General features: G+C 75.4%; 11 protein-coding genes and 1 tRNA gene. 6 read left to right on the forward strand and 6 right to left on the reverse strand.

Annotation, left to right across the window (positions count from 1 at the left end; all coding sequences use genetic code 11):
• Positions 1-26: 26 nt before the first annotated feature.
• Together AB4039_RS27850 and AB4039_RS27855 are read right to left on the reverse strand one after the other, a co-directional pair.
• On the reverse strand, positions 27-488 hold the full coding sequence (locus AB4039_RS27850) for a GNAT family N-acetyltransferase (RefSeq protein ID WP_266843310.1): 462 nt from the start codon (positions 486-488) through the stop codon (positions 27-29).
• Between the two features lie 76 nt (positions 489-564).
• Positions 565-1,128 (reverse strand): DUF1707 and FHA domain-containing protein, encoded by a 564-nt coding sequence (locus tag AB4039_RS27855; protein WP_266843309.1) that lies wholly within the window; start codon positions 1,126-1,128, stop codon positions 565-567.
• Between the two features lie 111 nt (positions 1,129-1,239).
• Here AB4039_RS27855 and treZ point away from each other — a divergent pair, with 111 nt between their 5' ends.
• Entirely contained in the window at positions 1,240-2,991 is a 1,752-nt protein-coding gene (gene treZ / locus AB4039_RS27860; protein ID WP_442272087.1) for a malto-oligosyltrehalose trehalohydrolase, read from the forward strand.
• 21 nt (positions 2,992-3,012) lie between these two features.
• Here treZ and AB4039_RS27865 read toward each other — a convergent pair whose 3' ends face one another.
• Positions 3,013-4,149 carry an aminopeptidase P family protein gene (locus tag AB4039_RS27865; protein ID WP_442272088.1) on the reverse strand — a complete coding sequence of 379 codons (1,137 nt, stop codon included), beginning with the start codon at positions 4,147-4,149 and terminating at the stop codon, positions 3,013-3,015.
• The gene (locus AB4039_RS27870; RefSeq protein ID WP_266843306.1) at positions 4,139-4,990 is read right to left on the reverse strand and encodes a LysR family transcriptional regulator; all 852 of its coding nucleotides are present in this window, start codon (positions 4,988-4,990) and stop codon (positions 4,139-4,141) included. Before AB4039_RS27870 ends, AB4039_RS27865 begins: the two co-directional genes overlap by 11 nt.
• A gap of 87 nt (positions 4,991-5,077) precedes the next feature.
• Between AB4039_RS27870 and AB4039_RS27875 the strand changes: the two genes are divergently transcribed.
• The 3 genes from AB4039_RS27875 (at position 5,078) to AB4039_RS27885 (ending at position 6,976) form a co-directional block, all read left to right on the forward strand.
• Positions 5,078-5,881 (forward strand): CTP synthase C-terminal region-related (seleno)protein, encoded by an 804-nt coding sequence (locus AB4039_RS27875; protein ID WP_442272089.1) that lies wholly within the window; start codon positions 5,078-5,080, stop codon positions 5,879-5,881.
• Positions 5,882-5,955: 74 nt separating this feature from the next.
• Positions 5,956-6,028 (forward strand) — tRNA-His (locus AB4039_RS27880).
• A 156-nt stretch (positions 6,029-6,184) separates the two neighbouring features.
• Positions 6,185-6,976 (forward strand): DUF6193 family natural product biosynthesis protein, encoded by a 792-nt coding sequence (locus tag AB4039_RS27885; RefSeq protein WP_266843304.1) that lies wholly within the window; start codon positions 6,185-6,187, stop codon positions 6,974-6,976.
• 10 nt (positions 6,977-6,986) lie between these two features.
• Here the strand turns inward: AB4039_RS27885 and AB4039_RS27890 are convergent, their stop codons facing one another.
• Complete coding sequence (locus AB4039_RS27890; RefSeq protein ID WP_266843303.1) at positions 6,987-7,745, reverse strand: alpha/beta fold hydrolase; 759 nt, start codon at positions 7,743-7,745, stop codon at positions 6,987-6,989.
• A 72-nt stretch (positions 7,746-7,817) separates the two neighbouring features.
• On the opposite strand from AB4039_RS27890, the gene AB4039_RS27895 reads away from it, so the two are divergent.
• Entirely contained in the window at positions 7,818-8,513 is a 696-nt protein-coding gene (locus tag AB4039_RS27895; protein WP_266843302.1) for a hypothetical protein, read from the forward strand.
• Here AB4039_RS27895 and AB4039_RS27900 read toward each other — a convergent pair.
• Entirely contained in the window at positions 8,500-10,560 is a 2,061-nt protein-coding gene (locus tag AB4039_RS27900; RefSeq protein ID WP_266843301.1) for a phosphocholine-specific phospholipase C, read from the reverse strand. The two genes, AB4039_RS27895 and AB4039_RS27900, sit on opposite strands and share 14 nt — an antisense overlap.
• A gap of 464 nt (positions 10,561-11,024) precedes the next feature.
• Between AB4039_RS27900 and AB4039_RS27905 the strand changes: the two genes are divergently transcribed.
• Positions 11,025-12,824: GTPase-associated protein 1-related protein (locus AB4039_RS27905; RefSeq protein WP_442272090.1), on the forward strand; the 1,800-nt coding region annotated here is incomplete at its 3' end.

Genomic DNA, 12,824 nt, shown 5'->3' on the forward strand with positions numbered 1-12,824 from the left:
GGGGCCGACCCGGGGTCGGCGGGGCGTCAACCCACCGGCCAGGCGTAGCGCCGCTTGGGGTGGGACGCCGCGCCGAGGCGGTCGTAGAACCTCACCGCCCCTTCGTTCCAGTCGGGGGTCTGCCATTCGACGTGGGCGAGGCCCCGTTCGCGGGCGAGGTCCGCCACTGCCGCCATCAGGGCGGCGCCGAGGCCGTGGCCCCGGGCGTCCTCGGCGAGGTAGAGGCAGTCCATGTGGAGGTAGGAGCGGGCGTCCCAGAAGGCGAACTCCTCCGAACAGGCGGCGTATCCGGCGACCTCCCCGTCCGGGGTCTCGGCCAGCAGCACCCACAGCCGGGCGTCCTCCGCGAAGAGCCGGGGGCCGAGACGGTCGGCGAGGCCGGGCGGGCGCGGCGCGGACCGCTCGTACGCGACGTGCTCGTGGATGAGTGCGACGAGGCGCGGCAGGTCCTCGGGGCGGGCGGGGCGCACGGTGGGTGTGGGATTCATGGGCGCCATCCTCCGGCCTGCCCCGTGCGCGGGGCCACCCGGGCCACCGGAGCCCCCGGGCCCACCCCTCGGTCCCTCACTCCGACGAGAGCCGGAACACCATCCGTCCGAAGCCGATCTGGTCGCCGTCGCGGACCACGGCCGAGCCCGTGACGCGGCGGCCGTTGACGGTGGTGCCGTTGGTGGAGCCGAGGTCCTTGAGGATCCAGGCCCCGTCACGCAGGCTCAGCTCGGCGTGCGCGCGCGAGACCGTCTCGTGGCTGAGCCGCAGCCCGTTGCCGGGGTCGCGGCCGATCCGGAGCGGGCCCGCGCCCGGGTGCGGGAACAGCAGCCGGGGCAGCCGTTCGCTCTGCCAGGCGCGCCGTACTCCGGCGGACACGGCCGAGGCCCGGCCCACCCAGCCGAACAGCCGACTGGTCCAGGGGCCTTCGGTGCGCCCGCGCGCGTGCAGGTCGGCGGTGAGGACGGCGAGGTCCTCGGCGCGCCGGGCGACGAGGGCGAGTTCCATGCGGCGCAGGAAGGTGTCGTGCGACAGCTTCCCGAGGGCCGCGCCCTCCCTGAGCTGGCCCAGCGCCAGGTCCCGCTCCTTGTCGGACAGGCGGGGGGCGGGGAAGGCGGGGAACTCGAAACTCGACGTCACAGGGTGATTGTCGGCCCGTCGGGTGCGGAGTGTCCAGAACTCCCCCGGTGGGCCCGGAATGATGGGCACGATTACGCATGCTGGACACCGCCGGAGACGAGGGGACCGTCCGTGCAGTTCGAAGTGTGGGCACCGCTGACAGGTCGGGTCGCCATGCGACTGAACGACGCCGACTACGAGATGACGCCCGATCCGGGCCCGGACCGCGCGGGCTGGTGGACCGTGGAGGCGCCGGCGGTGGACGGCGACCGGTACGGGTTCCGGCTGGGCGACGACCCGGTGGTCCGCCCGGATCCGCGGGGGCGGCGGCTGCCGGACGGCCCTGACGGGCTGTCGGCGGTGGTCGACTTCGGGCGGCTCACCCCGGAGGGCCCCGCGCCGCGCACCCCGTTGCAGGACGCCGTCCTGTACGAGCTGCACATCGGCACGTTCACCCCCGAAGGCACCTTCGACGCGGCCGCCGCCCGCCTCGGGCACCTCTGCGCGCTCGGGGTCACGCACGTGGAGCTGATGCCGGTCTGCCCCTTCCCGGGACGGCACGGCTGGGGGTACGACGGGGTCGCGCCGTGGGCGGTGCACGAGCCGTACGGGGGCCCGGCGGGCCTGGCCCGGTTCGTGGCGGCGGCGCACGCGGCGGGGCTGGGGGTGGTGCTGGACGTGGTCCACAACCACCTGGGCCCCTCCGGGAACCACCTCCCTGCCTTCGGCCCCTATTTCACCGACACCCACCACACCCCCTGGGGCGCGGCGGTGAACCTGGACGCGCCCGGCTCCGACGAGGTCCGCGCGTACCTGACCGGCAGCGCGCTGGCGTGGCTGCGGGACTACCGGATCGACGGGCTGCGGCTGGACGCGGTGCACGCGCTGGCCGACGGGCGGGCGCTGACCTTCCTGGAGGAGCTGGCGGCGGCCGTGGACGGGCTGGCGGTGGAGACGGCCCGTCCGCTGTTCCTGATCGCGGAGTCCGACCAGTGCGACCCCCGGCTGACCACCCCCCGTACCGCGGGCGGGCTGGGCCTGCACGCGCAGTGGAACGACGACTTCCACCACGCGCTGCACTGCTCCCTGACCGGCGAATCGCAGGCGTACTACGCGGACTTCGCCGAGGCGCCGCTCGGCGCCCTCGCCAAGACGCTGACCCGGGCGTTCTTCCACGACGGCACCTGGTCCTCCTTCCGGGGCCGTACCCACGGCCGGCCGGTCGACCGGCGGCGCACGCCCGCGCACCGGTTCCTCGGCTACGCGCAGACCCACGACCAGATCGGCAACCGGGCGCTGGGCGACCGCCTCGCCTCCTCCCTCTCCCCCGGGCTGCTGGCCTGCGCGGCGACGCTCACGCTGACCGGGCCCTTCGTGCCGATGCTGTTCATGGGCGAGGAGTGGGGGGCCGGGACCCCCTGGCAGTACTTCACCGACCACCCGGACCCGGAGCTCGCGGAGGCGGTGCGCACGGGCCGGCGCCGGGAGTTCGCGGCGCACGGCTGGAAGGAGGAGGAGGTCCCGGACCCGCAGGACCCGGCGACCCGGGAGCGGTCCTGCCTGGACTGGTCGGAGCCCGAGGAGGCTCCGCACGCCCGGCTGCTGGACTGGTACCGGACCCTGGTCGCACTGCGCCGCGCGCAGCCGGACCTGCGCGACCCGGACCTGGCCGCGGTCCGGGTCGCCTACGACGAGGAGCGCCGCTGGGTGACCTTCCGGCGGGGCGACGTCCGCGTCGCGGTGAACCTGTCGCCGGAGCCGGTGACGATCGCGCTGGGCCGCAACGGGGTGCGGGTGCTGGCCGCCTGGGAGCCGCTGGAACACCCCGGGCCGGATGGGCGGATCCACCTGCCGGGCGAGTCGGTGGTGGTGCTGGGGCCGTAGGGGCCCTGATGACCGCAGGGGCTAGTCGACGATCGCGAGTTCGCGCGGGGCGTTGTTCAGGCGGCGGCCGCCGTCGGCGGTCACCGTGACGATGTCCTCGATGCGGACCCCGAACCGGCCGGGCAGGTAGATGCCCGGCTCCACGGAGAAGCACATGCCGGGGCGGAGGGGCTGCTCCTCGCCCTCGATCATGTACGGCGGCTCGTGGGTGGTGACGCCGATCCCGTGGCCGGTGCGGTGGATGAACCGCTCGCCGTAGCCGAACTCGGTGATCACCGCGCGGGCGGCCCGGTCCACGTCCTGGCAGGCCGCTCCGGGGCGGACGGCGGCGAACCCGGCCTGCTGGGCCTCGCGGACGATGTCGTGGACGCGCTGCTCCTCCGGGGTGGGCTCGCCGACGTGGACGGTGCGGGAGATGTCGGAGCCGTAGCCGTGCTTGAGGCCGCCGAAGTCGAGGACGACCATGTCGCCGCGCTCGATGACGCGTTCGCCGGCCTCGTGGTGCGGGTTGGCGCCGTTGGGACCGGAGCCGACGACGGTGAAGTCCACCTGGGAGTGTCCGTGGACGCGGAGCAGGTCGGCCAGGTCGGCGGCCACGTCGCTCTCGCGCCGGCCGGCGAAGGGGACGTGCAGGATCTGGGCGTAGGCGGCGTCGGCGGCCTCTCCGGCGGCGGCGAGGCGGGCCAGTTCCCGTTCGTCCTTGACGGCGCGCAGCATCGGCAGGGCGTCGGTGAGGGGGGTGTAGGAGGTGGTGGGCAGCTCTCCCTGCAGGCCGAGGAGGTGCAGGGCCCAGGTGTTGTCGCTGACGCCGAAGCGGCCGTTGACGTCGAGCAGGGGTGCGGTGATCCCGTACGGGTTCTTGCCGTCGGTCCAGTCGCGCAGGGTCAGGGCGCCCGCGCCCGGTGCCTTGGCCGCGTCGGGGGCCTCCAGGGCGGGGACGACGAGGACGGGGTCCTGCCCGGCGGCGAGGACGAGCAGGGTGAGCCGCTCGGTGTCCACGGGGCGGTAGCCGGTCAGGTGGGTGAGGTCCGGCCCGGGGGCGATGAGCAGCCCGGCCAGTCCGGCGTCGGCGGCGCTCTGCGCGGCGGCGGCCATCCGGGCGGCGTAGTCGGCGGTGGTGAAGGGGGCGGTGTCGGTGTGGACCGGGTCAGGAGTCATACGGGGATCCTGCCGCGAGGCGGGCGGCGAGCGCAGCGGCCGCGCCGGACAAAGTGGCGGGCGCGAGCAGTTCCGTACGGTGCACCAGGCGCGGGGCGGCGATCGGTACGCAGACCCCCGCGCCGGCGGCTTCGGCGACGCGGCGGGGCAGCAGGACGAGGCCGTGTCCGGCCGCGGCCAGGGCGCACAGGGCGCGCAGGTCGGTGCCCTCGTAGCGCAGTGCGCGCCGGGCGGTGGCGAGCGGCAGGCCGACGTCGGGGGCGTCGAGCCAGCGGGCGTCGGCGAGGTCGTCGAGGCGGACGGCGTCGCGGCCGGCGAAGGGGTGCCCGGCGGGGAGCAGCACGGCCAGCTCCTCCTCGTCCACCCCGGTGACCCGCAGCGGGGCCACGTCGGGCAGCCGGAGCGGATCGCTGGGGGCGGCCGGGCCGTCGACGAGGCCGAGGTCGCAGTCCCCGGCGGCGACGGCGCCTGGCACCGCGTCGGGGGGCAGGATCCGCAGGGTGACGCCGGTGGCGGGCAGGGCGGCGAGCAGCCGGGGGCCGACGGCGAGCGGGGAGGCGGCGAGGGTGATCCGGCCGGGCGGTGCGGCGGCCAGGCGCAGGACGTCGGCGCGGGCGGCGTCGAGCCTCAGCAGCAGCGGCCCGGCGTGTTCCAGCAGCCGCGCTCCGGCGGGGGTGGGTGCGACGGGGCGTCGCGTGAGCAGCTCGGTCCGCAGGTCGGCCTCCAGCGCGGCGATGTGCTGCGAGACGGCGGACTGGGTGTAGCCGAGTTCCCGGGCGGCGGCGGAGAAGGAGGAGAGGCGGGCCACGGCGACGAAGGTGCGGAGCAGGTGCGGGTCCATGCCCCCAGGATGCCATCAGCATTGCTTATCGAAGGTGCAGGAACAATCGTTGGCGCTGAAGTGGGTTCGACCCACAGGATGATCCACATGACCACCACCGCCACCACCGCCCCGCTCTCCCCCGTCGCCCGGATCGCCCTCGTCGGCGACCGCTCCCCGCACGTGAAGTCCCACACCCGGATCCCGCTCCTGCTCCAGGCGCTGGAGGCGCGCGACGGGCTCGTCCTCGACGCCTGCTGGATCCCGACCGCGGAGGCGGAGGCCGAGGCCGCCGCCGGGACGCTGGCCCGCTTCGACGCCGTGTGGGTGCTGCCGGGCAGCCCGTACGCCAGTGAGGCCGGGGCGCTGGCCGCGATCCGCGTGGCCCGGGAGGAGGGCATCCCCTTCCTCGGCACCTGCGGCGGCTTCCAGCACGCCCTGCTGGAGTACGCCCGTGACGTCTGCGGGCTGCGGGATGTCGCGCACGCCGAGAACGACCCCGGGGCGGCGGACCTGCTGATCGCGCCGCTGGCCTGCTCGCTGGTGGGGCACGAGGGGCTGGTACTGGCGGAGCCGGGCTCGCTCGCCGAGTCCTCGCTGGGCGCCGAACGCTCGATGGAGCGCTACCACTGCAACTACGGCCCGGCCCCCCGGCACCTGCCGACGCTGACCGGACACGGGCTGCGGCTGACGGGCCACGACGAGGACGGGCAGGTGCGGATCGTGGRGCTGCCCGGTCACCCCTTCTTCCTCGCCACCCTCTTCCAGCCGGAGCTCGCCGGGGACGGCAGCAGGCCGCACCCGGTGATCCGGGCGCTGGCCGCGGCCGCGGTGGCCCGCGCGGCCCTGCGCGCGGACAGCGTCACGGCCAGGCTCGCCACCACCCTGGCCGGCACCCGGGCCGCCGGATAACCGGTCGCGGGAGCACCCGTCCGATCGGCTATGCTGTGCATGCACAACGAACGGGCGGTACGCCGCCCTTCGTGGTGGGTGTAGCTCAGCTGGTAGAGCACCTGGTTGTGGTCCAGGTGGCCGCGGGTTCAAGTCCCGTCACTCACCCTTTTCGGTCCCGATGGGGGCCACGAGGTTCTCCTCGTGGCCCCCATCGGCGTATCCACCCGCGCATCCGCCATCGGGAACGCCGCGCCGCCCCACCACCCGGGGAGGCGGACGACAACTCACCCCGGACGGCGCCCCGGTGGCAGACTCGGGACCATGCCCGAGGACACCGCCGAAGCGCTTCAGCACGATGATCACCTGCGCGCGTACGCGGCCCACTACCCCGAGGTCGTCGGGGCGGGGTCGCTGCGCGGCGCGTTGCGGGCGGAGGCCGACCGCGCCGGGTACGGGCTCGACGTCGGGGTCCCGCCGATCCCGGTCGTGCGCCTGACGGCGGCACGGGTGTCGGCCGGCGACCGGGTGGCGTACGTCACGATGGACGTCCGGCGGCGCGAGTTCCGCGTCCACTGCCGGCCTCCCGGAAACGGTGACGGCCCGGCGGTCCTGGGCGGCACCGGGGACCTGTCCGCGGTGGTCGAGGCGCTGCACTCCTGGGTGCGGGGGGCCCGGCCGGCGGAGCTCACCGCCCGCTGGCCCTTCCTCGCGGCCCGGGAGGCGTCGCCGTCCGGGGCGGCCGGGGCCGTCGAGGGGCCGGGCGCGGTGGCGGCCAGGTGGGAGCGGATGCGCGAGTCCGCCGCCACGTTCCCGTATCCGGGGCGGCACGAGCTCGTCGAGGCCGCCTTCCGCGAACCCCGTCTGCGGGTCCTGTCCCCCGGTCTGAGCATGCAGTGGCTCCGCTTCAGCCGTCGCGCGACCCCGCCGGTCCGCGTCGGGCTGCCCATGGTCATGCCGCTACCGGACGGACGCCGCTACCGGGTCCGGACGTCCGACGGCGAGCTGCGGGAGGTCACCGGCGCCGCCGAGGCCGTCGCGGCCGTCCTGGACGGCCTGCCCGAGGACGTCACGGGCCCGCCGGACGGGCCCCGGGACCGGCCGTCGGGCCCGTGACGCCCCGCGCTCACCGGGCGCGCAGGAAGGCCTCCACCTCCGTGGCGAAGGCCACCGGGGTCTCGTGCGGCGGGTAGTGGCCGGAGCCGGGGATCGTGACGATCCTGCAGTTCGGGTACCAGGCCTGCCAGGTCGCGCGCATCACCTCGGCGGTGAGGGCGAGGTCGTACTCCCCGACGAGGACCAGCACGGGCACGGTGTTGCCCTTGACGGCGGCGGACAGGTCGGCCGGCTGCCAGCTCGCGAGGTACGCCGCGAAGGCCTCGGGGCGGGAGACCGCGAGGGAGTGCGCCACCATCCCGTCCAGCCAGTGGCGGCTCGCGCGGTTGCCGGTGACCAGGTCGAGGATGGTCCGGCGCTTCTCGGGGTCCTCGGCGGCGCCGTAGAAGAGGGCGTGCGTCCGGTCGTCCATCGCGTAGGGGGAGGCCGGGACCGGGGCGAGCCCGATCAGCTTCTCGATCCGCTCGGGGGCACGGGCCAGCACCTGCTGGACGGCCTTGCCGCCCATGGAGTGGCCGAGCAGCGAGAAGGTGTCCCAGCCGAGCTGATCGGCGAGTTCGAGTACGTCGCCGGCGATCTCGGGGAGGCTGTAGCGGCCGGTGACGTCCCGGCGCTCGCCGTAGCCCCGGTAGTCGAGGAAGACGTACGAGAACCCCTCCGGGTCCAGGTGGTCCAGTACGGAACCCCAGTTCGCGGAGGTCCCGAACCAGTCGTGCAGCACGATGACGCGTACGGGCCCGGTGCCGATCCTGCGGTGGGCGATGGCCATGCGTTCTCCCTCGGTGACGGGGCGGACGGAACCGACGCCGTACGTCCTGCCCAGCGGGCCTACCATCACACCGTGACACCGACATCCGGCCGGGAGCCGCTGGTCATGGGGGACTTCTCGCGGCCCGACGGAGCCCGGCACCCCCACCACCCCCGTACGTACGAGATCCGCGACCCGGACGAGATCCGGGCCGTCACCGCCACCCGGCCGCACGCCGTCGCCGACCGGACCATCGAGTGCATGTGCGGGGAGTCCTGGGAGGACCCGCACCTCACCGCGGAGGCCCTCCGGCTGCGCGACCCGCTGTCCCCCGACGGGATCCCGGCCCGGCACCGCGCCCGGTGGGCCGGGGCGGCCCCCGGGGCCCTGCGGGAGTACGCCGGTGCGCTGGTCCGGGGCGAGGAGGACCCCGACCGGCCGCGGGGCGTGCCGCTCGCGGTGGTGTTCGGCTGGCTGGGCACCGTACGGGAAGAGCCGCGCGACGCGGCGTGGCTGCTGGCCGAGCGGGGCCCGGAGCGGCTGCTGGCCGGCGCGCCCACGCCGGAGCTGGCCTGGGCGGTACGGGAGACGGACCGGGCGGGACTGGAGGGGGCCGTGCGGTTCTTCGCGAGCGAGGGGTTCACCACCCGCCACCCCAAGCACCGCCGCGTCGCGGACACCGCCCGGGACCTGCTGCTGCGGTACGCCCGCAGCCACCGCCCCGGCGACCTCGCGGTGCTGGAGCGGCGGCTGCTGCGTACCCCGGAGGACCGGGTCAGACGGTCTTGATCGCCGGGTCGGAGACGCCCGGGGCGCCCGTTTCCACGTGGCCGGCGAAGCGGCGCAGGAAGGTCGCGTCGGCGTCGGAGACGACGCCGACGTCGTACCAGCGGCCCGTCGCGCGCAGGTCGACGGTGGTGGAGACGGTGGCGCCGGGGTTGACCTTGAAGGTCTGGGGGGCGCCGCCGTAGGCGTTGGTCACGGTGAGGTTGACCGCCGCGGTGCCCCCGTTGGTCAGGGTGAGGGCGAGGTTTCCGGCGGCGTCCACATGGCGGGCCGTGACCTCGGGGCCGGCCTTCTTCGCCGGGCCCTTCCAGGTGCGCAGGAAGCCGTTGGGGCCCCAGACCGTGAGGTCGATCTTGTTGCCGGTGGAGCTGCTGGTGCTCCAGGTGTCGGAGAGGGTCCTGCCCGCCTCGACCGTGTAGGGCCAGGGGCCGTCCGTACGGTTGCCCGAGGTGCTGTGGAAGTGGGCGCCGAGGGAGGGGCCGGAGGAGAAGGTCAGGGTGAACTTGCCCGTGGACACGGTGGCCTTGCCGTCCACGTACGGGCTGTAGCCGAGCGCGCGGGTCGGCTTGGAGCCGGCCTCCTGCTTCGGCAGGGTGCCCGTCGCCGGCGGGACCGGGTGGTAGGACGGGTGGGCGTTGTGGTCCGGCGGTACGTAGCCGGCCGTGGACGGGAGCGCCGCCGGGGAGGCGTCCGCCTGGCTGAAGTCGAACGCCGAGGTCAGGTCACCGCAGACGGCGCGGCGCCACGGCGAGATGTTGGGCTCCTGCACCCCGAAGCGCTTCTCCATGAAGCGGATCACCGAGGTGTGGTCGAAGGTCTCGGAGCAGACGTAGCCGCCCTTGCTCCACGGGGAGACGACGATCATCGGGACGCGGGGGCCGAGCCCGTAGGGTCCGGCCGCGTAGCCGGCGCTCCCGGCGTAGAGGTCGCGGGTGACGTCGGCCGTGGACAGGCCCCAGGCCGAGGACGCCGGCGGGTACGGCGGCACGACGTGGTCGAAGAAGCCGTCGTTCTCGTCGTAGGTGATGAAGAAGGCGGTCTTCGCCCACACCGCCGGGTTCGCGGTCAGCGCGTCCAGGACCTGGGAGATGTACCAGGCGCCGAAGTTGACCGGCCAGTTCGGGTGCTCGCTGAAGGCCTCGGGGGCGGCGATCCAGGAGACCTGGGGCAGGGTGCCGCCCACGACGTCGGCGCGCAGCTTGTCGAAGTAGCCCTCGCCCGCCTTGGCGTTGGTACCCGTACGCGCCTTCTCGTACAGGGCGCTGCCCGGCTGGGCGTTGCGGTAGCTGTTGAAGTAGAGGAGGGAGTTGTCGCCGTAGTTGCCGCGGAAGGCATCGCTGATCCAGCCCCAGCCGCCCGCCGCGTTCAGACCGTCGCCCACGTCCTGGTAGATCTTCCAGGAGACCCCGGCCGCCTCCAGGCGCTCGGGGTACGTCTTCCAGCCGTAGCCCGCCTCCTGGTTGCCGAGGACCGGTCCGCCGCCGGTGCCGTCGTTGCCCGTGTGTCCCGTCCACATGTAGTAGCGGTTGGGGTCGGTGGCGCCGATGAAGGAGCAGTGGTAGGCGTCGCAGACCGTGAAGGCGTCGGCGAGGGCGTAGTGGAACGGGATGTCGTTCCGGGTCATGTACGCCATGGTCGTGGCCGTCTTGGCCGGGACCCACTTGTCGTACTTGCCGTTGTTGTAGGCCTGGTGGCCGCCGGCCCAGTCGTGGTTGAGGCCCTCGACGAACTGCATGCCCAGGTCGTTGACCTGCGGGTTGAAGGGGAGGACGTCCTTCGTGCCGTTGGACTGGTAGAAGACCGACTTGCCGTTGTCCTGGAGGACGGGCCGCGGGTCGCCGAAGCCGCGGACGCCCTTCATCGAGCCGAAGTACTGGTCGAAGGACCGGTTCTCCTGCATCAGCACGACGATGTGCTCGATGTCCTGGATGGTTCCGGTAGTGCCCTGCGCGGGGATGGCGGCGGCCCGCGCGATGCTCTCGTTGAGCATCGTGGCGGCGGCGGTTCCGCCCGCGATCTGGAGGAACCGGCGTCGGTTGAGTTCAGCCATGGGTGACGACCTCTGGGGGTGAGGGGGGGAGTCGAGGGGCGCCCCAAGGACAGCGGCCCCGGGGTACCGCACGGAGATCCCCGGCTGACGCGGGGCGGTACAGCGGGCGAACGGAAAGCCCTGTGCAATGCCGCGCGGTGGCTGTGCGGCGGCCGTGCGCGGCCGTGCGGTGGTGCTGCGCCGGCGCTGCGGTGGCTGCGGTGGCTGCGGTGGCTGCGCGGAAAGCCTGCCGCGCGTGCCGTTCGTCTGGTGGAATGACCTCCTCGACACTGCACGGGGGGCGCAGAGCGTATGGCGGGGACCGAGTACGGCCGTTCCGCCGGTCCGTCGCGCGCCGCGCCGCCGGCACGGGGGCCCGGGCCGGGAGTGGCACGGTACGGGGAACCACGGGCCGCGCAACAGACCCGTGAACCACAGGAGTTCGCCATTCCGGGTGCGCCCCCGGTCCGGGCGGGGGCGGGCGCGTGAACCTTCCGCAGCTCCACTACGGCTGGGCCCCGCCCGGACCCGACGGCTCCGGGTTGCGCTTCACGGCGGTCACCGACGGCGTCCCGGCGGCCCTGTTGCGGGAGGCGGAACGGCTCGTGGCGTACGAGGCGCCGGAGCCGGGCGGGGCCGTTCCGGAGGCGCTGAGCCTGAGCCTGCTCTCCGACGGCAGCCGGCTGCTGGCCCGCTCGGCGTACACCGGCGGCGACGGGACGGGCTACCACGCGCACGCCGTGCACCTGCCGCAGCGCGCCGGTTCCGGCCCGGTCCGCGGGGCCCTGCCGATCACCTCCTGGGGGTCGCCGCAGTGGGCGGCGCGGACCCCGCCCGGCGGACCCCCGCCGCCGCTCGGCGCCGTGCCCGTCCCGGGGCGGCACGACGGCGCCGCGCTGGCGGAGTTCGTGGCCGCGCGGGAGGCGTGGCTGGCGCCGTTCTTCGCCGATGTGCGGCGGCTCGTGGAGGAGCCGGGCGCGCCGCGGATCGTGCTGGTGGAGCCGGACAGCGCGGCCGTGGCCCGCTGGGTCATGCTCGCGTGCAGCGTGCTGCCGCACCAGCGCGGGCAGTGGCTGACCTTCACCACGTACACCGCCCGGCCGGGACTCGCCCCGCAGGGCCTCGTCGGCGTCCTGCCCGGGGAGGGGACGGCCGCCGCCCTGGCCGCCCTGGAGGAGGGGTGCCGGATCCACGAGCCGGGGCGCGGGCCCTTGCCGGGGGCCGGCGGGGCCGCCGGGGACGTCTTCGACGTCTGGGCGGGGACGGCGGCGCGGATCTGGCTGGCGCGGCGGCCGGAGCTGTTCGCGCAGGTGCGGCAGCTGCCCGGGGGGCCGTACGAGGCCGGGCCGCTGGCCGCGCTCGCGCTCGGCGCCGGGATCCGGCTGGACGCGGCGGGCCGGGCCGCCGCCGAGGCGTGGACGGCCGCGCACCCGGACCCGTCACCGGCCCGGCTGCGGGCGGCGCTCACCGACCCGGACCGGGAACCGGACGCGCTGGCCGGGCTCCTGCGGGAGGCCGCGCGGCAGGGAACGGACACCACCGGGGAGCTGCCCGAGGTGGCGCGCAGGGTGGCGTTCGCGCTGTTCACCGACCCGGCACGGGCGTACGGGGAGGAGACGCGGGCCGGGCTCGACGGGCTGCCGGTCCTGCGGGCCCTCGTACTCGACCGGCTGGACGCGCTCGCGGCGGGCGATCCGGCCGCCGGGAGGGCGCTGTTCGCGCGGACGGGGCTGCGGCTGGGGGCGGCGGAGGCCCTGCCGCACCTGCGGATGTGCGCGGCGGCGGAGGCGGTCGTACGGGAGGCCCCGGACCGGCCCGTGGCGCTGGATTCGCTGCTGCGGGTCTCCGGGGTCTCCCCGTACGCGGAGCCGCTGGTCCTGCGGACCGCGGTACGGCTCGTGTGGGGCGGGCTCCGGCCCGACCCGGACGAGGCCGGGCTGGTCCTGGCCACGACGGGGGAGGCGGTCCACCGCGCCGCCGGAACCTGGGACCTCCTCGCCCCGGCGGCCTCCCCCGCCCCGGACCTCCCTGCCCCCTCCCCCGCGGCCCGGGCGGCTGCGGACCCGGCCGACGGCCGGGACGGGACCGGACCCGCCGCCCCGCGCTCGACGGCTGACGGGACAACGGAGGGGACGACCGACGGGTCGGCGGACGGGACGCCGGACCGGGCGCCGGACGGGACGCCGGACCGGGCGCCGGACGGGACGCCGGACCGGGCGCCGGACGGGACGCCGGACCGGGCGCCGGACGGGACGCCGGACCGGGCGCCGGACGGGACGCCGGAC

Origin of the sequence: Streptomyces sp. M-16, from assembly GCF_052114405.1 — a bacterium.
In the GTDB taxonomy this organism is placed as follows: Bacteria; Actinomycetota; Actinomycetes; order Streptomycetales; family Streptomycetaceae; genus Streptomyces.